Raw genomic sequence first — 24,051 nt, 5'->3', positions numbered from 1 at the left:
GGACGATAAAACCATATCAAACCCATGGTTGAGACGGTTTTTGCTTGGTTTTCTGATGGGAATAATTCGCGGAAACCGGCAGTTTGGCGGCGAAGCGACCCGACAATGTCGCAAACACGACAATTGCCGATCGGCAAGTATTTGGATTTTGTAAGATTTATAACGAAAGACTGAAGCGCACGTTCTAAGCAGCACGCGGCGCGTTGAGCACAGCCAGAATCACCGCACTACTTTTAAACACCGCACTGGCTTTGCAGCCAGGTTTTAAGTCCAGGACTTCGGCACTGGTTTGCGTAACGGTGGCGGCTATCGTTTCGCCACTCGACAACTGGATAATCACTTCCGAATCCACGCCGTCAAATTGCACGCGAATAACATGGCCATCCAGACGATTACGGGCCGACACCAAAATACGCTCACCACCATCGTCCACGAGAATATCCGACGGATTGATCAGCAATACCGCATCGCCGCCGATGTTAACGCCAAGATACTCGAGTGAGGGCAGCGTCACGCTGATCACCACACGTTCGCCTCCCTTCAACGTCACATACACTTCGGCATTCACTGCACCACGCTCTATAGCGGTAATATTGCCGAATAACTGGTTTCTGGCAGTATTTTTGATCACCTGCCGCCTCAGCAATAACACGACCTCGGGATCGTCCAGCAAACTTTGATTGAGTTGCCGTAAAAACTGCCTATGCTGTCCTTCCAGGCGGGTAAACAATTCCAACAAACCGCGCCCCGCTTCCGTCAGACAAGTACCGCCGCCCTTGCTGCCACCAATCGCGGTGGAGATCAACGCTCGAGGCGCCAGATTATTTGCGCGCTCTATCATCTGCCAGGCGCCTTTGTAACTCAAACCCACCTGCCTAGCCGCCCGATTGATGGATCCCGTTTCGTCTATTGCTCGCAATAAACCGATCATCCGGGTATCCAAAGCGCCTATCAAACGTAATTCACCCTCAATCCAGTCCCTGGAAAACACCTTACTCATCTACGGGATTCTCATCCACCTGCTTGGACATCAAGCCTTCAAACAAAGGCAGATAGGCCTGCGCAGTATGATTCACCGCGGCGGACATCTTTGTATACTGATCCAATACATGTTGCCCCAACGGCGTCAACGTAGTCCCGCCGCCATGCCGTCCGCCTTTGGCCGCATGCACTAAAGGGCCGGAGAAGCTACGATTCATCACATCCACCAGCAGCCAAGCTCGCCGGTAACTCATATTCATGCGTTTCCCCGCTGCCGCAATCGAACCGGTCGATTCAATCGCCGCCAACAACTCGGCCTTGCCCGGCCCCATGGCGATTTCTTCATTGTGAAGCAAACGAAGGGTGATTTTTAGGCGCGGAAGCGAGGCGTCCGATTCTATCTGTGTAGATTTCATACCTTTTCAACGAACGGTGGCAACGAAGAATCAGCATGATACATCGACAAATGCGTTTGATTGAAATCCTATCCTTTTGTTATGCAATCGAAATGCTCAGTAAACGTCCATCGATAGCGATGTAATCCTAAGAACCTAAAACTCATAAACCACCCTAAAATCAACGCGCTGCTGACCAGGATCGATAGTGCCTTGCCGGTAAAATGGATAACTCCAATCCAATTCAGCGAGTAAATGCCTGAACCACAGGGTACGTAAACCGATGCCGGTTGACGCCAAATGCTGGGTTGCCGGGGTCGGCGCGATGGGGTTATCGGTCCAGATATTGGCCCAGTCAAAGAAGGTCAGCAGGCGCAGGTTTTGGCTATCGTCCCAGGCAGCCGGCGCCAAGTGCGGGGTTTGTAACTCCAGCGACAGATTCACGCCGTGATCTCCCAGCAACTGGGTTTGATGATAACCGCGCACGCTGAGCGGGCCGCCCGCCGAGAATTGCTCGTTACTGATCAGTGCCGACATACTGGCCTGACCCCCTGCCCTGGCCAGCAAGCGAAAATCCAGCGGCAAACGCTGCTGATGCTTCAAGTCTCCGGTCAAATAGAGAAAGTTCGGTTCGGCATCCAGACGCTTGCTGGCAAACTGCTTGGCATCGTTGCCCAGGCCCCGTATCGAGAAATGCGCGGCCAGACTCAAGGCCGTCACGCTGCTATCGCTACGCAGACTGCCGTCATAGCCGGTCATGAACGAGGCATAGCTGATCGGCGCATTTTCGGTAAGACTGGCGACCTGCTGGTCAAAGCTTTTGTAGTCGAAGCCAAAACTCAGGCTATGCAAAATGTTTTCAGATGAACCCGGCAACGGCTTAACCAATCTGGCGCCATAAATGGAGCCGGCGCCGACTACCGACAGCCCGCCCACGCTGACACCCAACTGCGTATTGGAACTGATACCAATGCCGTAGAGCGCCAGCCGCGTATCGCTCCAGCCGGTCGGCAGCACGTAGGTGCCGGACCAGACCTGCACTTCGTCGCTGATTTCCGGCGACACCTGATATTGCATGGACACGCTATGAAACTTCTGCCACAGGTTGTCGTAACGCAACGAGCCTAACAAGCGCGTGTAGCTGGTATGTTCCGAGTTGCGGGTGTTCAGTTCCAGGTTGCCGTGCATGGGCAGCGCATCCTTGACCTTTAATTCCACTTCCATCTTGCCCGGCGTGGAACCGGCTCGGAATACCGGCGTGACATTGCGGTCAGCTGATTGCTGCGCCAGCGTATTCATCTGTTCCTGCACCTTGGGCATGTGCGGCACCTGGCCCTCGGCCAGCGCCGGCAACCCGTCGCGAATTTTGCCCAGCGCGTAATATCGCGAACCGCTGATGTACAGAGTCTCGACCGTACCTTCCACCACACCCAAGCGCACTGCGCCACCTTCCACATCCTGTTCCGGTATCGTCACCACCACGGTTGGATAGCCGGCGTTACGATAGGCCTGTTCTAATGAGCTCCGTGCTTGCTCGACATCCGCCACAGTTTTATCCGGCCCTAAGTGTGCATAGACCGCGCGCTCCAGGGTTTCGTCATCAAGCACGCTGTTGCCTTCGATCTGGTAATCCAGCACATCGAAATGCGGTGGCTGCCCGCCGGATTCTAGTGGTGCTACTTCCGGCAAACCTGCCGAATTTGCTGGGTTTTGCGGCGATGCCACAAGATTGTTCAGCTCTGCTGCTTGGCCAGCAGTCATGCCGTGCAGGATCAGGCTTATCGCAGGCAGCCAGAACTGACGCATCATTGCCCGGTCTCCGCCGTGTCAGGCTCTGGCGTAACTGGCTCCGGCCCATCCTTAAGCGGGGTGATGGTCTGCGCAACAGGCGCCGTGGCTGCGAACGGGGTAATTTTCAACTGCTGCAATTTATAGCGATACTCTTCCGCCACCGCCTCGGTTCTTACCTGGCCTATGCCAGTCAAAGGATCCAGTTCCGCCAACTGTTGCAGCAAGCCTTTTTCTTTATATTGATTCAATATGTCCAGATTGACCTTACGCAACTGCTGAGCAAGGTCCGTGCATTGGGCTATCCATTGTTCACGCTCTTTTACCGCCTGCACCAGCAGATTATTGTCATCGCGGATGTCGCGGGCCTTAATCACCACCTCATTGTGCTTTTGCACCAGAGCCTGCTCGCGCTGCCGTTGCTGGCTGAGCTGCGCTTCCAAATTACCCCGCACCGCTTCCAGTCCCGCTTTATAGCGCTCCAGCTCGGCTGGCAAAGCTTGCAATCGGCCGACTGTCGCTTCCAGGCTTTTCAGCTTGGCCTCCAGTGTGGCTTTTTCGTTAAGCCACGCAGCTTTCTCGGCTTCCAGCGCATATTTTTCCTGGCTGAGCTGGCGAATCATGCCTTGCGCTTTCTTGATGGCTTCGCCGCCCGGCACGGCGAGCTTGGGTTCGGCCAACGCAGCCGAACCGGCCAACACACCGAGCAGTATTGCCGATACCGGCAGCAAGGCTTTGGTTGACTTTAGCGAGAATAGTCGGCTCATAGCGCCAGCCTAAAATCTGGCATTCAGATCGACATTTAATGAGTCGATACTGTATTTCGGTCCATCAATGGCGTCCGAACTTAACCAGCGTAGATTCAGCCAAGCATTCCGCGCCAAACCGTATTGCATGCCGGCCACCCAGCCCTTGGCATTGGTGCCGCCCAGGTGAAATATAGAATCGGTAAATGCATCCAACACCGCATCGCGCTGCACATAACGGTAAGCCAGATTAACGCTCCAATCGCCCCAGCGCCTGACTTCCGGCCGGCCGACATCCACGCGGAGTTGATACGCCGTGGTATGCGGTTTGTTATCCGTGTAGTTAACGATACCGTTCAGAAACTCGGCGGCAATCTGCTGTTTGTCAAAACCCAGATTTTTGGCGTAATCGGCGGTCAACAACACATGCACCGGGTCGAAGCCGGCATAATCGAACATCGCCGTGGCGTTGAATACCTTGAACTCTGACGCCAAGCCAAATAAGCAGCCCACCGTATCGTCGCACACGCCGTTTAAGGTATTGAAATCGGTGATGGCCACCATCGAATTGCCCTTCTGCACAAACTGCGGCGCGGTCCAATCGTAAGTGTGGCTGCCAATGGGATTGCGGCGGGCGTTGACGTTCTGGAATTCGTAATACGAAGCCGCGACATTGATGCGTGTATCGTTGAACAGCAACCAGTCGGCACCGAGCTGGCCGGCGTACAGCCATTTATCGTTTACCGAGACATCGATATCCTGTAGCGGAAACACGCCCAGCGTTAAGAACAAGCTATCCGGGGTTTGCTGGCCCTGATTGATACCAAAACGCGCGGTCGGATTGGGGGCTTTGTAGCCGGCCAGCTTGTTGCTGCCACGGTTTAACGGCAGCCGAAAACTGCCGGCCAGCCCTTCGAAACTCAAGTCGGAATCGAAGACGATATCGGTGGAGACAAAGGGATTGATGATGCGGCCGGCATATAGGCTAAACCAGTTGGTTTTACGTTCGTCCAGAAAATCGTATTGCAGATAGGCGCGGTCAATAGCGAACTGATACGACTGGCCGGTGTTACCCAGGGTTTGATCGTTCGATACCGGGTTATTGATATTGCTGGTGGCAAAGCGAACCCCAGCTTTCAGGCCCTCGGCAATATTGGCTTCAAATCCCAATCTGAAGCGCTCGCGCAAACGCAGGCGGTCTTTTTGATTGTTGATTATCGCTTCGTTGGGATTTAATGCCACCTGCCGATTTAAGCCACCTTGCGGAGTATTCGCGGCCCGATTGATGGACAGCCAGTTATAAGGACCAAAAAAGTTGCCGTCGGCATCGATCCCGACGTTATCGATACCGCCTTCATTATTCTTGCCGTAAAAATCGTCGGCAAAACGGATGCGCATATCAAAGCTGGGGTGGATCGCCGCCACCCATTCCGGCAAGGCGCCGGGAATGCCCCAACCTTCGGTTTTCGCGTCCTGCTTCACATCTTGCAACACTTCCGCTTTCAGTTCGCCACGGACTTGGTCGCGGATTTCTTTTTTCACAAACTCCGGCACGTAAGCAACATGTTTGATTTTGCCGGACTTGCCTTTGGCCATCGCCACATCTGCCGCCCGCATAATGTCCGCCGGCTGTTCGCCATTACCTGGCATTTTGCCGCTGCTTGCTTGCGCCGCATTGGCCTTGGCCGCTTCATCTGCTTCCTGTTCCGCGGCGCTGACCAGACCTTTTCCTTCCTCTTGCTTAATGACACCGCGCTGCACCAATAGATCGACCAGATTGACCAAGGTGGATTTCTTCACTGGAATCATCTCTTCGGCGCCTTGCACGCTGCCTGTCATCACGGCCAGACTGCCGGCCAACAACAGGACCTGGGGTTTCGTTGCGGTATTCATGGCTTGTCGCTTAATCAATAGTCTTAAAAATCGGTAGTGTTTTCGGGGCTAATTCATTCCCCATCGGTGCTTTCCAGGTTGCCGGAGCCGAAGCGACCGGGAAGCCCGCTAGACCCTGGAATTGAGCTTTAGCCGAATCGGCTGCGGCATATTGTCCGGCGGCGACCTGCCGATGCTGACATGCAAGCGCGGCAACGCGGCGCGAATGGCTTCGTCAATCTCGGCCTTGCCGCTAGCAGCGGACAGTTCGCTGCGGCTAATCCCGCCATCGGCGCCCACCCACACCTCCAAAATCACGCTGTAATCGGCTCGACTTGCGACAGTGTCGGCCAACAAACCTTGCAAGCCGTTCTCCACCTGGCGTTGAATTTGTCCGCCGTACCAGAGGATGGCATTGCCACCTCCCCCGCCGCCACCCAGAATCGAGCGGCCGCCTTTGTGCGCGGCCAATCCAAAGCTATCGCTACCGGCAGCACCGTCGGCATCCAGGCCCAACTCTTCCGCAGGCGGCGCCTCGTCAGGCTCCGGCGCTGGTTCCGGTTCCGGGGCGGGTTCCGAGACTTCCACCACCTCTTCCGTCACCGGCTCGGGGGAGGCCGGCTGTTGCTCGGGCGGCTGAGGTGTCGGCGGTTGAATCATGGTGATTTGCTGCACCAGCTTTTTGGTTTGCGGCGGCTTCTCGACCTTGCTCGCTAACCAGCAAACGCCCAGCACTATCAACAGGCCAAGACTAATCCCCAGCAACACCGGCAACCGGCGTAGCCATACGTATTTGTTAGTCATAATTCTTCTGCAAAATTATTTGGCGTCGAGTGCCGTGCTGCCTCGACATCTGCCCGCCCACTACTTCACCAACTTCTGCGTCACCAAACCCAACTGGCTGATCTGCAAGCGCGTCACCACATCCAACACTTCAATCACTTTTTGATACTGCACGCTGGCGTCGGCTTTGACGATGACCGGTAAATCCGGTATCGCCGCCTTGTATTGCGCCAAGCGCGTTTCCAGCTCCTGGATCGACACCGGATAAGTATCCAAATAAATGCTGCCGTCCGGCGTGATGGAGATAGCCTTGGTTTTGGGTTTGGATAAGGACGGCGTGCTGCTGGCCTTGGGCAGATTGACGGTAATGCCCTGCACAGTGGCCGTGGTCATAATGATGAAAATCAACAGCAGCACATAGGCCACGTCCAGCATCGGCGTGATGTTGATGTCGTCGTAAATTTTGCCTTCTTCTTCGATTCGCATGATTTATGCTCCGCTCTGTTTTTGGGCGGCGCGCATAGCCAGCACGGCTAAAAATTCGTCGCTGAATACCCGCATGCTGGCGGTAATGTCCTTGATCCGGGTCAGCAGGTAGTTGTAGGCAAACAAAGCCGGAATCGCCACGGCTAGCCCGGCCACGGTGGCCAACAGCGCAGCGGCGATGCCGGGCGCAATGGCGTTGATGTTGACATCGCCGCTGGCAGCGATGGCGGCAAAGGTAATCATCACCCCCACCACGGTACCCAGCAGCCCCAGGAACGGGCCGCCGGCGATGGCAATGGTCAGCAATACCATGTTGCTGTTCAGGCGCTGGCTTTCCGTGACGATTTGCGAATCCAGCTTGACGCGCAGATAGTCCCAGGCTTCACGAGTCACCGCCTGGCCGTCGCCACCTTGCAGTTTGCTGAGCTCGTGGATTGCCGTGTGATACAAGTGATACAAAGTCGAGCTTTGAAAGTGGTCGTGTTTACCGACCAGAGCCGTCAATAAATCGGAATCTGCCAGCGCTTGTTCCTCGCGGGTTTCGTCCTGATCAAGCGCGCTGAGTTTACGCGGGTCGAGCTGGCGGTATTTTTCCAGGAAAGCGCGGTTGTCTTTACTGACGCGGTTGATGACTAAGGTTTTGCTGACCATCACCAGCACCGCCACGATCAGCATCATCAAAGTCAAGCCGATCACTACCCAGCCGTCGACGGTGACGTTCTGCACGATAACCATGAAATGCCCGTCGCCGCTGCTATTGGTTTCATCCTGGCCGTAACTCAAGACCGAGAAATCCGGGCTTTGGCTGCGAAAGCTCAGCTTCAGCCAATCGGCACTGCGGGCGGTGGCGGCGATTTGCACTTCGTCAAGCAAACCGACCAGATTGCGGCCGATGACGATAGCCGGGTTAACGGCGGTTGGCGAGATGGCGGCATTACCGACCGGCACGCCATCGACATACAACAGCATTTGATCGGCTTTGACGGTGACCGCGACATGTTGCCAGCGGCCCAGCGCCAGATTAACCGCCGCGGTGCTTGCACCGTTCGCCCATTTTGCGCTCAACGCGTTACCTTGAATGCTCAGTTCGATGCCGTTGCCGGCTTCGCGGGCTTCCAATAGATTCGCGCCGTTCTGCGGCTGATCGATCTTCAGCCAGGCCGAGAAAGTCCAACCTTTATCCGGGGCTATGGCCAGTTGCGGCGCAGGATTGACCAGAATCGGCCCGGCACCGCTGAACTGGGCGGCGGCACCGATCCAGCCGGCCGCTTGCACAACAGCTTTGGAATCGGCGGCATGCGAAGCATAGGCAGTGGCGTCCTGCGGCAGCGCTTCGCCGTCTTTGAAGTGATACACCAACCCCTGCGCCACGTCGTACAAATTCTGTGGATCGGAAGCGTCAGGGGCATTGGCGTTACCGTAGTACAGCCAGAAGTCGTCGCTGCTCACCCCGCCGCGCACCTGTGGCAACTTCACCCAGACCAAACCGATCTCGCTCAACACGTCGATTTGTTCGATGTCATAGACCAGCGGGGTTTTGTCGTCTTTTAAAAAGCGCAAATCGCGGCCGTTCTCGGCCAGTTCGGCAAAAAATCCGAAGTTGCCGGCGTGCAGCCTGACCAACACCGGCACATCGTTTAAAGTCTCCCGAATGTCGGCACCGGTTGCCGCGGCATCCACGGCATTTTGCCGGCGCGAATCCCAGTCGTCGTTCCACCAGGCTTGGCACAGCGCGGGCAACAGCAACAGGCATAAGCCCAGTTTTATTAACCTGTCCCGAGTTAATACGGGTACGCCGTTCGGGCTGAGCCTGTCGAAGCCCAATGTGGCCCGTCCTTCGACCTGCTCAGGACGAACGGAATTTAAGGGCTGGGTTAACAAAACATTCGGCATCGTGTGCTTCCAGGCAAGTGGTGCAAGGTTTTCAAGTGTTTATTGATGATGAGGACAATGCATTGCTGTGGCATCGCCACCGTGGTCGCGCAATTGCGCGTCGAACCAGTCGTGAACGGCGGCGATCAACTCGGGGTCGCGACTATGGAAAGTCAAACTGGCGCCGGCGGCTTCGGCTGTATAGTGAATTTGCAAAGCACCGGGTTTGGCAGCGCGCATGGCGGCCAGACCCGGCATATCCGCACCGTGAATCTTCTCCGGCCCGGAAAAATCGCCTTGGTTAAAACTGTCCGCCAGCTGCTCAAGATGCTGCCTGATTAACCAGACTTGTTGCAGATCCAAGTCGTCCCTGGCAATGACCCGCTGGATGCCACCGGTGTCGGTTTTACTGAATTGATGCTGGGTTTGCGCCAAGGAGAACGGCATGACTTTCGCGCCGCGTGCGGCCACTTCCATTTGCCGCCTGTTCTCAACGGCATGCACCGGCCGGCTTAACAAGCCTATTACCAGCATAAGCAGCACCGCACAGCGCAATAGCTTTACGTCCTCGTTGACTAGTGTCATACGCTGATCGCCATCTCCTAATTAAGCTGTTTTACGGCGACTGCCGAAACCGAGCGCCGCCAGACCGCTGATCATGAACATAACGCTGCCGGGCAACGGCACGGCGCTGATTACCGTCAAGCTGGTGAGATTGGCAATATAACGACCACCCTTGACCTCATCGCCTGGCACCACTAATTCGGCAAAACCTTTGTTACCCAGGGAATTGCCGGCGCCATCGGCGTAAGCGACCAGCACGGAGATATTGCCGAAGTTAGGGCTCAACTCACCCAAAGCAAAAATCGCTTGATAGCCATCGCTGCCGGTAGCGACGACATATTTGCCGAGGATGTCGTTTTTAATAGCAGGGTTGGTGACAATGCCGGAGAGATTCAGCAAGTCCCATAAGGAAACGCCGGTAAACGACGCCCCGGTCAGCGGTGGGGTATTAACGGTAACAGTGTGCGCCGGCAGGGCCGCCGCCAGACTGGTCAGGTCGTAAGTAAGGGCATTGGCCACTTGTCCGTTAACGCTGAATTGCGCGGACACGCCACCCGCCGCAGGAGTGTAATCGATATGCCCCACTTGCAAACTAGCCAGATTTGACACCCAGCGACCGGCTTTGACATCGTCCGGCGCCACGATGCGGGCAAAACCGCTGCCGGTCAGATTTGCGCCATTGAGTTTGTAAGCGATGATGTCGTTGTGATTGCCGAACGAGGCATTCATTTCCGCCAGCGAAAACACCGCTTTATAGCCATCCGTACCGGTAGCGACCACATAGTCGCGCAGAATGTCGTTTTTCGGCACCGTTGGATCGGTTTTTAGATAGCTGCCCAGAAACGCGCTGAGCGAAACGCCGGTATAAACATCGCCGTTACTCAATGTGACGTTTTTTTGTGAGCCGGGGTGCGTAGCGGCGTAACTTACCAAAGCAGTTAGATCAAAACTGGCCGGACTGGCCGAATTGAGAAAACCTCCCAAATTAAACTGACTTGAAGTGACAGCCGCCCAAGTGGCTTGAGTCATCAAGGAAAAGCAGAACGCCAAGCCAAAAATCAGCCCGCGGCGCAGAAGGTTATTGCGGTGAAACATGCCTGTAGCCTCGAATAAAATAGTTGATACGCCGCTGGCGGCCTAAGCTAACCAACGCCGGGATTGAAGGTGCACATCCGTGTGCCATCCAAGCCTAACCAGTCCGTTTGGTAGTCAACTTGAAGATCCTGATTTGTTAACGCTATCGTGTTCGGGCTGGGGTAAACCTTATCCATCCATCGCACTGATAGGCGAGGTACCGCAGCCAACTTCCCGTTAGCTGTGGCGTGGAAATATCGTTACCGCAGCTCTACGGTGGCGTAGTCCGGATTGACCACAGGAATCGCGCAAGCGTCGGGCGCGCCGTTCAGAGAGCGCGTGTAGGGCGTAACCGGATTTGCCGCACTCCAAGTGGCCGGTGGCGTGTGGCCGTTGGCGCTTAATGCGATATACCCGGCTTGTCCCCAGCTATGGTTACTCAAGGTGCCGTTGCGGCTAACGATGGTGGACGGCAAGCTGCTGTAGTCTTTCAAAGCCAGCAAGGCTTTGTTTTGATTGGCACTGACATTGTTTTTCCAGGACAGCGCATACTCGCCCACCAAAGGATAATGGCCCAGATAGACTTGCTCACCGGTCGGCAATGCGCCGTCGATTTTAATAAACCGGTAGTTCGCACCGCGGCTGGCATTACGTTCGGTGGTTTGAATACTGATTGCCCATTGGTTGCCATGCGGCGTACTGGTAGCCGGCGGATTGGGGAACGGCGCGGGGTTGGTGGTACCAAACCAGCTATTCGTACCATCGTTAAAATCTTTCAGGCAGTTATCCACGGCCCCCAGACTGGTGGCGTATTGCACGTCGTTAAATCCGCCGGGCTCGACTAATTTGGGCGACGAATCCCCTCCCAAACATGGAGATTTCAACACGCTGGCTAATAATGCGACTTGCTGGCCGGCGCCATTTTCGCGGCGGCAAATGTGCACGATACTATCTAACGGATTGGACAACCCGCTAACGCCCGCTGTAACGCCATCAGCGACCACTTGCGTCAAATCCTTGGCGACACCACCCACTTTCACTTGCAGCGTACTCCAATCGATGATTGTTCCGCTGAATAAGCTGACCAGGATTTCCTTGGACAAGCTGGGGACGCAAACCGCCGATTCGTCGCCAACCGTGCAAGTACCGGGTAGAGAACCGCTCTGAATTTGCGCATACTGCAAGGCATTACGCAGTTTTAAGGTCACCGGCGTACCGATGATATGGCCGCCCAACGCAAACTTATTATTCAGCGAATTGGCATCGATATCGGCAAATCCCGGTGTCACGTTATCCACACCGCGGAATACATCGGCTGTTACATCGGAGGTTGCCGCGGTGGCGGTAATCCCGGGCGAGGCCTTAGTACAGGAATAATTCCATTGAAACGTCGAGCCGCCGGATGAGTATGAACCGTTGAACGCGCTGCACACCGCCGCCGTCGGATCTTTTAGATAAGTCAACAGCGTGCCGTTAGCAACTGCGTCCAGACCAACGAAAGAAGCACCGAGCCGCCGCCGGGAAATCCACAACCGGGTGGTATGGTGTGCGCCGCTACCACCGGTCAGCCCGGGAATTTTGGTGTCGTCGGTATTACAGTAAATGGCAGAATATTGGTCGTTGACGGCTTTGTCCGCTGTCGAGGGCGTATAAAAATAGATATGCGTGGTCGTGCCGGCACCGGTGGTAGTGGCATTGTCGACGCATAAGGCATTGGCAACCGTGGTGTTACCTACCAAAAAGCCGAAAGCGGGATCGTTGGATTGCGAACCGGGAATGTACAGGCTAAGTTCCGGCGCACCCGCCGCCGGCGTCAAAGCCCAGGCCCCGGCCGTCGCCGCCAGCATAAGCCCGGCAGCCAGCAATCGGGTTGGAAATGATGTAAACATTTTAAACTCCTAGATATAGATAATAGATACGCTCAAACTTCTGCAACGACGCGTTTTTGCAGCCTAAGTAGACTGACCAGACCGCCCAGGAATAACCAGACCGCACCAGGCAACGGCACGGCGGTGACCGTAGGCGTCCAAACCAGCTTGGCATTAGCTATGTCAAGGCTGAATTGACCTTCCAACTTATCGAATACCGCTCTGGTGCTAGCGACGACGCTGCCACCTGGGGAATGAACGAAGTAGAAATCCAGTGTTTCATCTTCCACACCGCTGCTTCTGACCTTGGCGCTGCCGTCCCACCCGCTGATACCCATAGTCTTAGTCCAAAACGTATAACCAAAATAAGAGGATGCACCGGTTGTTGTGACTTCGCTGAGGTTCGCGGCATAGTCGGTCGCGGTAGCCCCTGGGTTTTGCGCGACTTCAGCGATATTCAGTGCTATGGCCCTATCTCTGACACGGGTGTTCCAAGTTAAAAGAGTACTCACGGTAATATGGCCCGGATCGGAAGCACCGGTTCTCCGGCTCAACAGCACACCCATGTTCGGATCCTGAAAACCGACATAGGAATTGTTACTGGCCACATTGAATATCAGCGGATCGCTAGTGGTAGCCGCCCAGTCTATGAACCGTTGATCCAGATGTCCGAATGTGGGTGACAAGTTACCGCTCAAAAAATCGCCTACCGTGGTACCTAAATCGATACTGTAAGAGGTTGCAGCAGCTTGATCCCAAACGTTCAAAAACAACTCGCCAGCCGAACCGGTACCGCCGGCTTGAATTAACGGCGCGCCATTGTCAATCGCCGCCTGCGCAGTATTGATACCCGCCATCAAACAAATAGCCGCCGCCCATTGATACCCCTGCCGTTTCACCATTTTCATAAATTACCTCTCATCAATTAAAAGAGACCGTAGTCCCGTTACGTGTCCATGGTGCAAAGGCTTGCCGGCATCAATCTATCCGTAGCGATTACAACCCTTGTCGGGCAAGTACGAAGGCTATTCGTTATTCTCCGACGGACATAACGTAAGGCAATTATGTGAAGCTGGTCAAATATTATTCGCGAATTTATTATTTCTTTTAAGGAAATAAAAAGCAAAAACATAGCTGTTTAGCTAGCTTAATAGGCAAATTGTGGTTGATTTTTCAGCTGCAGGCCGTTTGAAAACGGTTCAGGTATTGCGTAAGCGATATAAACAAGTAAATATAGAAATACTTTTTCTGTCTCTCCGGTATGACTGCATGAATACTACGTCCGCCGCATTTCCCGGCAAAGAGCTGCTGCTTAGGCTCAGTATTCGGCGTATTTTGACCGGTAGCGTGTTGGCAATCTCCCATAGTGGCGGATGCGGGGCCGACGGCGGCTTACCCGTTGCTATCAATGCCGGCGGCGCCGATCTGACCAATGCCGCGTTGCACCCCGGAGTCAATGTCGGCCAGGCCTCAGCCCATTACAGCGCCGACGGTCAAAAGCTGACCATCAACCAGACGACCGATAAAGCCGTTTTGGACTGGCAGAGCTTTAATATCGATGCCGGCAAGAGCGTGCAATTCGCGCAACCGACCAGCGCGTCGATAGCGCTAAATAACATTCACCAGCTGGATGCCAGCAAGATTTCCGGCAGCCTGAGCGCCAACGGCCAAGTGTATTTGGTCAATGCCAACGGCTTCATATTCGGCAACGGTGCCTCGGTTAACACCAACAGCTTGGTGGCCACCAGCCTGCCCATCACCGACCAGGTGTTTGCGCAAGGCATCAGCAAAGTGGTCGATGCCGATGCCGGCCCGAACGATACCGAACCGGTTGCGGCAATGGCCGGCGACGGCACGGTGTATCGCAACACCGGCAACGGCAACCGCGAAAAAATCCGGATTTTGGTTGAGCCAGGCGCGCAAATCAGCGCCGACGCTGGCGGCCGGGTGATCTTGGCTGCGCCGCAAGTGGAAAATCAAGGCACGATCTCGGCAGCGGACGGCCAGGTGATTTTGGCGGCCGCTACCGACAAGGTGTATTTGCAGGAAACCGACGACGACAATCTGCGCGGCCTGCTGGTGGAGGTAAAAACCGGCGGCGACGTGAAAAACGTCGGCAAGATTCTCAGCGAGCGCGGCAATACCACGCTGATGGGGTTTGCCGTCACCCAACAAGGCGTCGTTTCCGCCAGTACCGCCGTGGCATTAAACGGCAGCGTCCGCCTGCTGGCCCGGGAAGGCGCGCGTCTGGAAGCCGGCAACAATCGTTACCAGCTCAAGCCGCTCAGCACCTCCAGAGCCTCGGCCACGGACGACGGTTTGGGCACACAGGCCAGCGTGACATTGGAAGCGGACAGCTTGACCACCGTCACGCTGGATACCAGCGCCGGTGGCGCAGTGAATGGTCAAGCCCAGCCAAAATCCAAAATCGACCTGGAAGCCGGGCAAATCCGGCTGAAATCCGGCGCGCAAGTTGTCGCCCACGGCGGCGACGTGACTCTAACGGCCAGCGCCTCGCCATCCAATCCATTGAACACAACATCAGCCGGCAATGCCAGCCGCATTATTTTGGATGCCGGCAGCAAGATTGATGTATCCGGCGTGAAAAATGTCGAACTGCCGATGTCAGCAAACATCGTGGACGTGGAACTACGCAATAACGAACTGCGCGACGCTCCGCTGCAAAAAACCGGTTTTCTGCACGGCAAAACCGTGCAAGTGGATAGCCGCGTCGGTACTAAGCTGGCGGATATTTCCGGCGCGCTGGAGAAACTGCAACATAGCATCGCAGAACGCAACATAGACGCCGGCAGCGTCAAGCTGCAATCGGAAGGCGACGTTATCGTTCAGCCGGGCGCGGCCATCGATATTTCGGGCGGTTCCATACACTATCTAGCAGGCAAGATAACGACCAGCAAACTGCGTTCGAACAGCAGTATTTTCGACATCGCCTCCGCCGATCCTAACTTAAGCTACCAACAAATCCTCAGCAGCAGCTATTACCAAAACGCGTATTACCAGGGCGGCGATGCCGGTAGCCTGATTATCAAAACCCGCGATTTGGGTATATCCGGGAATATTCTGGCCGACACCGTCAACAGCGCTTACCAGCGCACCGCCGATAAGTGGGCAACTGGCGGCATATTGAGCATAGACACGGCCTGGTCCAATCAGCATCAGCAAGATCTGCTGTTTATCAACGATCCCGGCTACACCTATGGCGCCGAGTTGGATACCGCTGTGCCTATTTACCTGAGCAGCGCCTTGTTCGTCCAAGGCGTAAACCACTTGGCCGTCAGCAGCGGCGGCAGATTGACCTTGCCGCAACACCTTAGCTTAAACTTGGCCAGTTCAGGCAGCCTGTCGCTACAGGCCGGCGAAATAGACATCCAGGGCACCATCCGCACGCCGGCGGGCAGCGTGGAACTGAAAACCCGGCGCGGCCTGGACCCTACCCGCGCGTTGAGCGGCAGTTTACATCTGGCTGCCGGCAGCGTCATCGACAGCAGCGGTAGTTGGATCAACGACCTTAGCGATAGCAAAAACGCGCAAACACTTAAGCCCTTGACGATAGACGGCGGGAGTATTCTGCTCCAGGCCCAAGGCGATCTGCTGCTGGATAGCGGCTCTAACATTCTCGCCAACGCCGGCGCGGCATTGAGCGCCACCGCCAAAACCCAAAATGGTCGAGGCGGCAATATCGCCTTGATCAGCGCCGGTCTGGAACCCAGTGTATTCAGCCTCAACGCTGCACTCTCCGCCTATGCCTTGCAACAGGGGGCGTGCTGAGCATTACCGCCAACGCTATCCAACTGGGTGGCGCCAGCAGCGACCCGCATGTTCTTAACCTATCGCCGGCGCTACTGCAAAGCGGCGGCTTCAGCGGCTACCGGCTGACCGCCAATGCCGGCGATTTAAGCATTGCCGACGGCACGCAAATTCGTTTGCAGCAAAGCAACTGGCAATTGCAAGCCAAGGCCGTCAAGTCTGCCAGCGGCAGTGACTTAAGCAGCCTGGTGCAAACGGCTATCCTGCCCGACGATAGCCGCGATGCCGTCGATCTGAGTTTAACCTTGAGCCACAATGCCGGCATAGCCGGCGGATACGTTGCCGAGCGGGCCATTCGCATCGGTAGCGGTGCCGCCATCATCGGCGATCCTGGCGCCGAGTTCTCGCTGACATCGGACGCCAACATAGTCATCGACGGTTCGCTGGTGGCGCCGGCGGGACACATAAGCTTGCAATTGAGCAGTCCGCCCAGCGCGTTGGACAAGGGCTACAATCCCAATCAGGCGATTGCCTTAGGCCATAACGCCCTGCTGAATACCGCCGGCGCCACAATCTGGACGACCAATGCGCAAAAACTGGCGCTGGGCAAGGTGCTGGCCGGCGGCACGATAGACTTAAACGCCGAGCGCGGCTACATCCTGACAGCCGCCGGCAGCCGCATGGACGTATCTGGGACCCAGGCTGCAATAGACATCCTCAATGCCAAGGGTAAAAGCCGGCAAACGCTGGCATCCGCTGCCGGCACCATCAATCTGAGCGCTGCCGAAGGCATGCTGTTACAAGGCCAATTGCTGGGCCGGGCCGGCCTGGGCAGCACAGCCGCCGGCAACGGTTCGGCTGCGGCCGATGGCACCCTGAACCTGGAATTGAATGCTCAACACCGCGGTGAACCGGAAGACCAAATCTTCAATTTCACCGACCGCGTCATTCATTTTTCCGCCGAATTACCCAGCTTGCCGGACACGGCACAACTCGCGGCCAACGGCATCCCTTCGGCGTTTAACGGCCAAGCTTATATTTCCGCCCGGCAAGTTCAGGAAGGCGGCTTCGGTTCGCTAAGTTTGGCCGCAGCGGTGATACAACCCGAGCAATATGCCGATGCGCCGACGCGCCCCGAGCGCGGCGAGATCCGTTTCGAAGGCGACCTTAGTCTGAATTTGGCGCAAAACCTGAAACTGGATGCACCATTGATCCGCCACTCCGGCAGCGGCCAGGTGGTGTTAAACAGTAACACCTTCAGTTTAGGCTCCAGCTGGAACCGCGCCGCTCACGGCAATCTGGGCGCCGCAATCGGCAGCGCCGACCTAAGCGTCAACGCCAAGCTCATCGATTTATACGGTTCCAGCGAAATCGCCGGCTTTGCGCAAACCAGCCTGAACAGTAGCGGCGACATCCGCCTGATCGGTATTAATCCCAACAGCGAAGCCGACCTGATCGGCGGCCTGAACCTCAGCGGCAATCTTAGTTTGAGCGCTCGGCAAATCTATCCCACCACGCTCAGCAAATACAGCTTGAAGCTGGATGCCGCACTAAACCCGAACGGCCTCGTCGATATTCTGCCGGGCGTCGGCGATTGGTATACGCCGTTGTCGGCAGCCGGCCAGTTAAGTATCAGCGCGCCTAATATATTCAGCCGTGGCGTATTATTGGCACCGTTTGGCAACATCGCTTTAAACGCTGACCATTCGTTGACCCTGGCCGCCGGCAGCGTCACATCGGTCAGTGACGACGATGGTGTCGTGATTCCGTTCGGCCGCACCCAGGGCGGGCTGGATTGGATTTATCCACTGGGCACGTACAACAACATCCAGAACGGCACGCCGCAAAAAGCCATTACCCTATCCGCACCGGACATCAATCTGGCCGGCGGCGCGGTCGTCAACTTAAACGGCGGCGGCGATTTGTCGGCTTTCGAGTTCATCGCCGGGCCGGGTGGCAGCATCGATACCTTGGATTCCGCAGCGACGGGCTACCAACAAAATTACGCGGTGCTGCCCAGCTATCAAGCCGATTTTGCCGCCTTCGATCCGCTGGAATTCGCCAAATCCGGACTGAGCCCCGGCGACAGTATTTATCTCAGTGCTGACTCCGGTTTGGCGGCCGGCTATTACCTGTTGCTGCCGGCGCACTATGCCTTGCTGCCCGGCGCCTACCTGATTACCCCGCAAGCCAATACAACCGATATGGCGACCGGCACCAAGAATTTACGTACCGACGGTGCCAGCATCATCGCCGGCTACCGATATTCGGCCGGGACGAATATCGTCGACAGCCGCTGGTCGGGTTTTGCCGTTGAATCCGGCGCCATCGCCCGCACCCGTTCCGAATATCAGGAAACGACGGCCAGCAATTTCTTCGCGAACGACTCGCTACCGCAAGACGCCGGCAATCTCAGCCTATTAGCCGGCAACAGCTTGCAAATGGCCGCGCAAATCAGCGCCACCGCCGCGCCCGGCGGACTGGGCGGCATGCTGGACATCAGCGCGGATAGATTGGCCGTGGTCAGCAGCCGAAGCGTTAGTGTCGATCCCGGCACGGTACTCTTGCTGGCTGATGAATTGAACCACCTGGGCGTAGACAGCCTGTTACTGGGCGGCCGGCGCAGCCGCGGCAACGCAAAAACCCAGCTAACGGTCGGCGCACAAACGGTCACGATAACGGCCGACAGCCATTTGCAGGCGCCGGAAATCTTATTGGCCGCAAGCGATACCGTCTCGGTTGCCGGCGGCGCAACAATTAGCAGCGCCGGCAGCCTAGGCCGCATCGACACCGATCTAAATGTCGTCAATACCAATGGCAGCAGCGATGGCGCCCTGCTAAGGGTTTCGGCCGGCAGCCAAGCCAGCGTGGTGCGCGCCGCAGATGCGTTAATCGGGTTGAGCGGTACACTGGACATAGCCAGCGGGGCAACGCTGTCCAGCGCCGGCTCGATACTGCTGGATGCCAGCAAGGACACCCGCTTTTCCGGCAATATCGCCATGAGCCAAGGCGAATTGACGCTGAGTTCCAGCCACATCTCCCTGGGCGATACCGGCGACAGCGACGGCCTGCGATTATCGGCTGCCACCTTAAACCAGCTGGGCGTAGACAAACTGACGCTGAACAGCTTCAGTACCATCGATATTGCCGGCGGCTTGCATCTGAAATTCAAAGACTTGGTGTTAAATGCCTCGGGGCTTTACGGCTTTGGCGGCCCCCAACAGCTTGCCGCCATCAATGCAGACAATATCACGCTGCAGAACTGCCGTAGCACCGCGGCGGCATTGGCCGCCACCGGCAGCGGCCAACTCAATTTGACCGCCAACACCCTAACATTGGGCGCCGGCGACTATGTCTGGTCCGGTTTCCAAAACCTAGCATTGACCGGCCTGAACGCCATCGTCAACAGCGGCACCGCACATATCGCTGCCGACAGCGATGTCAGCATCGCCACCCCCATTTGGACCGCTACCGCTGGCGCCAATACCTCGTTAAACTTGGGCCACCATGATCTGACGACGCTGGCCGCCGGAAACGCCGCGAGCAACAACGCGCTCGGTGCCAGATTGAGTATCGCGGCCGACCGGATCAAGCACCAAGGGCACATTGAACTGGCTTCCGGTATCGTCAAACTGGAAGCCGCTCAGGATCTGGAAATCTCAGGCAGCATAGATACCAGCGGCCGCGACGTCGATCTGGCCGGCCACCACGTCTACACCGGCGGCGGCAGTATTTTCTTGAAATCGGCCAGCGGCGAGTTGACCTTGAACACCGGTTCGCTACTGGATGTCTCCGGCAGCCTGTCGGGCGGCGATGCCGGCACCCTGTCATTGGCAGCCGCATCGGGCCATTTAACCCTGGCCGGCGAGATACGCGGCACGGGCTATCAAGGTGCGCACGGCGGCAATATCAACATGGACGCCAAAACCATTTCGCCGGCTAATTTCTCCGCGTTGAATAGCTATCTGGCGAATGCCGGCTTTAACGGCGACTGGAACATCCGCCAACGCAGCGGCGATCTGACTGTCGCCGCAGGCGATTACGTTAAAGCCGGCAATCTCAAGCTAAGCGTCGATACCGGTAAGTTGGACGTGTTCGGCATCTTGGATGTCGGCGGCCAACAGGCCGGCAGCATCCGACTATCGGCCGGCGACAGCGTAAATATCCTGACCGACGCCAAGCTTAATGCGGCATCAACGGCCGCCGGCAAGCCAGGCGGCTCGGTGGTTTTAACGTCTTTGGATACTGATAAGGACGGCGATCAAGGCGTGACGGTCGCCGCCGGCGCCACCATCGATGTCTCCGGCGGTACCAATGGTGCCGGCGGTAGCGTCGAGGTCGTGGTCAACCGGATCGGTAACGACGATGCGGCGGTATCGATAGCCACCGGCAGCGTAATCGGGGCCGATACCAGGACAGTCTCCGCCACCGCGCAATACCGAGACATACCGCTAAGCAATAGCCAAATTAGCGCCTGGCGCGGCGAAACCCAGCAATATCTGAACGCAGCCGCCGGCAATGCCGATCTGCAACAACGCCTGGGCGGTTTTAATTTACAACCTGGTGTGGATATAGTCAGCAGCAGCGATTTGACGCTGGATCTGAGCGAATCCCTGAACGGCAGGAGCTGGACGCGCCAATCCGGCTCGATATGGACGACCTCTCTCGCCGACGCCGCCGGCGTGGTCAATGCCTTACAGCAAATCGGCAGCAACGGCGTGGTTCGGAATTTAACCGAAGCCACCAGCAAATTGCTGACCGTGGACGGCAGCTATTACTTCGACGCCAACCCGCAATCCGCCACCTTCCGCACCCTGTTTGTCAGGATATTTCCGAATGTGGGCGCAGCCAACATCCGCTATAACCCAGGCAACATCAACGGCAGCCTGATTTCTCACAACGGCTGGGACTTGGCATTCCCGGATTCGCAAGGCCAAAGTTGGCATTTCGATAACGGCAACAGCGTCGGCACCATCAGCCTGCGGGCCGCAGGCAATTTGACCGTCGGCCAAACGCTGAGCGATGGCTTTGCCTTGTACGACGCCAGCCAGCTGGCCAATATGCTGGGCGTGAACGGCAATTGGCTGCGAACACTGGTATTGCAAACCGGCCAATCATGGCATTACAACCTGGTGGCCGGCGCCGATCTAAGCAGCGCCGATCAGTTGGCCACGCAAACGTCGGCCGAAGCCGGCTCGTTAACCGTTGCGGCGAATGCCAGCGTTCGCACCGGCACCGGCAATATCAAGGTTGCCGCCGCCGGCGATATTACCCTGAGTGATGCCACATCGACCATTTACACCGCCGGCCGCGCCGCCGACAGCGAACGCTGGGGCAGTTTCAGCAATGCGCTGGTCGCCGCGGCTTTTTTTGTCGAATATCCGTTCGACGGCGGCGACATCAGCCTAAATGCCGGCCGCAACATCATCGGCGCCGCCAGCCCGCAATTCATGTCCGACTGGCTGCAACGCACCGGAAACTGGGATGCCAGCAATGGGATTACCAGCCAGGACAGAGCCACGGCCTGGGGCATCATGTTCGACGGACTGGTCGTGCAAAACAGCGCCAACGCCCGCATTCAAAACTTGAAATTCGGCTTTAGGGAGAACATCGGCGCCTTGGGCGGCGGTAATGTAAGCATCAAGGCCGGCGCGGATATTCAAGACTTGTCGGTGATGCTGCCCACATCGGCAAAACCGGTCGGTACTACCGCAAACGGCCAAATCATTGAAAATCTCTGGCAGCAACAAAACGGCGGGAATTTGGCAGTACATGCCGGGGGCGACATCGCCGGCGGCGTGTTTTACGTCGACAAAGGCGCTGCCAATATCCGTGCGGACGGATCAATCACCGGCGGCAGCCAATATACCGCCGGCCCGGTGTTTGCGTTGGGCGATGCTCAATTCCAGGTGCAAGCCGGCAGCGGTATCGAGGTTGGCACGGTGTTGAACCCGTTTACGCTGACACCGGCCAAATTCCTGGATAAAAGCTCATTCTTCACCAGTTATAGCGCCGCCAGCGCTATCAGCTTGCAAACCCTGGCCGGCGACTTGCTGCTGAATAACGATGTAGAACCCATCGCCCAAGCCTACAAAATCTTCAACCCATCATCACCCAAAGGCCGGGCAATCCTGAAAAGCAGCGACTATCCGCTGCTGACTTTGTATCCCGGCAATCTTAGTGCGCAGGCGCTAAGTGGCGGATTAAACATCGTAAACTCGATGACGCTATACCCCGCTGCCGAGAGCAGCCTGGATCTAACGGCTGCCGAAAACATTACCATCGGTAACGACAGCAGCGGCACCCGCGTCAATCAACTGGATGTCGATCCGGCACGCCTACTGTCTGCCGCCGAACCGGCCGCCACCGCTTCGGGCGCGACGCAATACCTATTTACCACGCCTTTCGGCGGCGATGTGTCCACGGTACACGCCGCCCAACCGATCCATAGTAACGATACCATTCACAACCGCATCATTGCCGCTAACGGCAGCATCAGCGGTATCGGCGATGCGTTGGTAGCCGCAGCCAAGGCTACCGATATTTGGGCCGGAGAGGATTTGTACAATCTGAGCCTGGCTATCCAGAATATCAATGCCGGCGATGTCACGACTATCAGCGCTGGCCGCGACCTGGTGTTTCCGATCTTGCGCGACCCCGTCACCGGCGCGGTGCAAGGCTCTCCCGGCGGTATTCAGTTGGCGGGTCCGGGTTTGCTGAATATTTGGGCGGGACGCCATGTCGACCTGGGCAGCTCCGAAGGGATAACCACAGTCGGGCCGCTGTTGAACCCAGCATTGCCGCCATCCGGCGCCGACGTGGTGGTGCTGGCGGGCAGCAACTTACAGCGCGATACCCGGCCCTTGGAGGACTTTCTAACTGCCTATGTCGTCAACGGCGCTTACCGGGATCGTATAACCGAACTGAACCGGCAAACCGGCACGGCCGGCCGTTTGGCTGTGGCATTGGATATATTGTTCACGGAAATTCGGGCAACCGCCGTCGCCGCGGCGGCTTTGCCCGACAACGAAAAAGCCGCCGCTTACCAGCGCGGCTACGCTGCCATAGCCCATATGTTTCCCAACAGCCCACCCGGCGATATCCGGATGTTTTTCAGCCGGATACAGACTTTATATGGCGGCGATATCGATCTGCTGGCCCCCGGCGGCATGATCAATGTCGGTTTGGCTTCGGCCTTTACCGGGCAGAAAAGCCAGGATCAACTGGGCGTGGTGGCGCAACGCGAGGGCGACATCAACATCCTGGTTAACGGCGACTTACAAGTCAATCAATCAAGGATATTTACCTTGGATGGCGGCGACATCACGGCCTGGTCGTCGGAGGGAAATATCGACGCCGGCCGCGGCGCGAAATCGGCTATCTCGACACCCAAACCCAAAATCAGTCTGGATGCCAACGGCAATCTGGTCGTGATATTTCCGGCCACGGTGTCGGGCAGCGGCATTCGCGCGCAATCCGGTTTTAACCGCAAACGGGTTGGCAACGTTTATCTGGTGACACCGCGCGGATACGTCGATGCCGGCGAGGCGGGTATCGGCGGCGGCAAGGTCATTTTGCCGGGGCCGGTTAGAGGCATAGACAATATTCAAATCACCAATCCGGCACCGGCCGCCGCTGCCCAAGTCAGCAACCCGATGATCGCCGGTGATGCCGCCGCTGCGGCTGCGGCGAAATCTGCGAGTAGTAAATCGTTTGCCGACGAGGAAGAGGAAACGATCGATAAGCGCTCTAAAAAATCCGCGAAAGTAGCGGTTATTGACAGCCAAGTGGTTGGCTTTGGCAAATGCAGCATCAGTGACGTGCGCAACGGCGTACCAGGATGCGGCGGTTAAA

General features: G+C 56.7%; 14 protein-coding genes. 2 read left to right on the top strand and 12 right to left on the bottom strand.

Features of this window, described 5'->3' with window-relative positions; translation table 11 throughout:
* Window positions 1–184 precede the first annotated feature (184 nt).
* From EBB_RS08705 to EBB_RS08650, 12 genes are all read right to left on the bottom strand, one after another.
* A complete protein-coding gene (locus EBB_RS08705; protein WP_192393339.1) occupies window positions 185–1,000 on the bottom strand; it encodes a TOBE domain-containing protein in 816 nt (271 codons plus the stop codon).
* Window positions 993–1,397, bottom strand: a complete 405-nt coding sequence (locus EBB_RS08700; RefSeq protein ID WP_225587285.1) for a winged helix-turn-helix domain-containing protein — start codon at window positions 1,395–1,397, stop codon at window positions 993–995. Before EBB_RS08700 ends, EBB_RS08705 begins: the two co-directional genes overlap by 8 nt.
* A gap of 135 nt (window positions 1,398–1,532) precedes the next feature.
* The gene (locus EBB_RS08695) at window positions 1,533–3,185 is read right to left on the bottom strand and encodes a ShlB/FhaC/HecB family hemolysin secretion/activation protein (protein WP_192393338.1); all 1,653 of its coding nucleotides are present in this window, start codon (window positions 3,183–3,185) and stop codon (window positions 1,533–1,535) included.
* A complete protein-coding gene (locus EBB_RS08690) occupies window positions 3,182–3,931 on the bottom strand; it encodes a hypothetical protein (RefSeq protein ID WP_192393337.1) in 750 nt (249 codons plus the stop codon). Before EBB_RS08690 ends, EBB_RS08695 begins: the two co-directional genes overlap by 4 nt.
* A gap of 9 nt (window positions 3,932–3,940) precedes the next feature.
* Window positions 3,941–5,803: a putative porin gene (locus tag EBB_RS08685; protein WP_192393336.1), complete on the bottom strand. Its 1,863-nt coding sequence runs from the start codon at window positions 5,801–5,803 to the stop codon at window positions 3,941–3,943.
* 108 nt (window positions 5,804–5,911) lie between these two features.
* The gene (locus EBB_RS08680) at window positions 5,912–6,586 is read right to left on the bottom strand and encodes a TonB C-terminal domain-containing protein (RefSeq protein ID WP_192393335.1); all 675 of its coding nucleotides are present in this window, start codon (window positions 6,584–6,586) and stop codon (window positions 5,912–5,914) included.
* Between the two features lie 60 nt (window positions 6,587–6,646).
* Window positions 6,647–7,051, bottom strand: a complete 405-nt coding sequence (locus EBB_RS08675) for an ExbD/TolR family protein (RefSeq protein ID WP_192393334.1) — start codon at window positions 7,049–7,051, stop codon at window positions 6,647–6,649.
* Between the two features lie 3 nt (window positions 7,052–7,054).
* Window positions 7,055–8,944 carry a DUF2341 domain-containing protein gene (locus EBB_RS08670; protein ID WP_192393333.1) on the bottom strand — a complete coding sequence of 630 codons (1,890 nt, stop codon included), beginning with the start codon at window positions 8,942–8,944 and terminating at the stop codon, window positions 7,055–7,057.
* Window positions 8,945–8,983: 39 nt separating this feature from the next.
* On the bottom strand, window positions 8,984–9,508 hold the full coding sequence (locus tag EBB_RS08665; protein WP_192393332.1) for an aspartate carbamoyltransferase: 525 nt from the start codon (window positions 9,506–9,508) through the stop codon (window positions 8,984–8,986).
* Window positions 9,509–9,529: 21 nt separating this feature from the next.
* Complete coding sequence (locus EBB_RS08660) at window positions 9,530–10,582, bottom strand: molybdopterin-binding protein (protein ID WP_192393331.1); 1,053 nt, start codon at window positions 10,580–10,582, stop codon at window positions 9,530–9,532.
* 239 nt (window positions 10,583–10,821) lie between these two features.
* Window positions 10,822–12,450 (bottom strand): hypothetical protein, encoded by a 1,629-nt coding sequence (locus EBB_RS08655; protein ID WP_192393330.1) that lies wholly within the window; start codon window positions 12,448–12,450, stop codon window positions 10,822–10,824.
* 32 nt (window positions 12,451–12,482) lie between these two features.
* On the bottom strand, window positions 12,483–13,337 hold the full coding sequence (locus tag EBB_RS08650; RefSeq protein ID WP_192393329.1) for a hypothetical protein: 855 nt from the start codon (window positions 13,335–13,337) through the stop codon (window positions 12,483–12,485).
* Window positions 13,338–13,698: 361 nt separating this feature from the next.
* Between EBB_RS08650 and EBB_RS08645 the strand changes: the two genes are divergently transcribed.
* Both EBB_RS08645 and EBB_RS08640 read left to right on the top strand, forming a co-directional pair.
* Window positions 13,699–16,218: a two-partner secretion domain-containing protein gene (locus EBB_RS08645; RefSeq protein WP_192393328.1), complete on the top strand. Its 2,520-nt coding sequence runs from the start codon at window positions 13,699–13,701 to the stop codon at window positions 16,216–16,218.
* The gene (locus EBB_RS08640) at window positions 16,212–24,050 is read left to right on the top strand and encodes a filamentous hemagglutinin family protein (protein ID WP_192393327.1); all 7,839 of its coding nucleotides are present in this window, start codon (window positions 16,212–16,214) and stop codon (window positions 24,048–24,050) included. The genes EBB_RS08645 and EBB_RS08640 overlap by 7 nt, the downstream gene beginning before the upstream one ends.
* Window position 24,051 lies beyond the last annotated feature (1 nt).

The sequence above is a fragment of the Methylomonas fluvii genome (assembly GCF_014850975.1).
Classification (GTDB): domain Bacteria; phylum Pseudomonadota; class Gammaproteobacteria; order Methylococcales; family Methylomonadaceae; genus Methylomonas; species Methylomonas fluvii.
This window is presented reverse-complemented; position numbering and strand designations above follow the sequence as displayed.

Coding starts and splice junctions, on each gene's coding strand:
- EBB_RS08705 (WP_192393339.1), bottom strand. CDS start 1,000: ATGAGTAAGGTGTTTTCCAGGGACTGGATTGAGGGTGAATTACGTTTG.
- EBB_RS08700 (WP_225587285.1), bottom strand. CDS start 1,397: ATGAAATCTACACAGATAGAATCGGACGCCTCGCTTCCGCGCCTAAAA.
- EBB_RS08695 (WP_192393338.1), bottom strand. CDS start 3,185: ATGATGCGTCAGTTCTGGCTGCCTGCGATAAGCCTGATCCTGCACGGC.
- EBB_RS08690 (WP_192393337.1), bottom strand. CDS start 3,931: ATGAGCCGACTATTCTCGCTAAAGTCAACCAAAGCCTTGCTGCCGGTA.
- EBB_RS08685 (WP_192393336.1), bottom strand. CDS start 5,803: ATGAATACCGCAACGAAACCCCAGGTCCTGTTGTTGGCCGGCAGTCTG.
- EBB_RS08680 (WP_192393335.1), bottom strand. CDS start 6,586: ATGACTAACAAATACGTATGGCTACGCCGGTTGCCGGTGTTGCTGGGG.
- EBB_RS08675 (WP_192393334.1), bottom strand. CDS start 7,051: ATGCGAATCGAAGAAGAAGGCAAAATTTACGACGACATCAACATCACG.
- EBB_RS08670 (WP_192393333.1), bottom strand. CDS start 8,944: ATGCCGAATGTTTTGTTAACCCAGCCCTTAAATTCCGTTCGTCCTGAG.
- EBB_RS08665 (WP_192393332.1), bottom strand. CDS start 9,508: ATGACACTAGTCAACGAGGACGTAAAGCTATTGCGCTGTGCGGTGCTG.
- EBB_RS08660 (WP_192393331.1), bottom strand. CDS start 10,582: ATGTTTCACCGCAATAACCTTCTGCGCCGCGGGCTGATTTTTGGCTTG.
- EBB_RS08655 (WP_192393330.1), bottom strand. CDS start 12,450: ATGTTTACATCATTTCCAACCCGATTGCTGGCTGCCGGGCTTATGCTG.
- EBB_RS08650 (WP_192393329.1), bottom strand. CDS start 13,337: ATGAAAATGGTGAAACGGCAGGGGTATCAATGGGCGGCGGCTATTTGT.
- EBB_RS08645 (WP_192393328.1), top strand. CDS start 13,699: ATGAATACTACGTCCGCCGCATTTCCCGGCAAAGAGCTGCTGCTTAGG.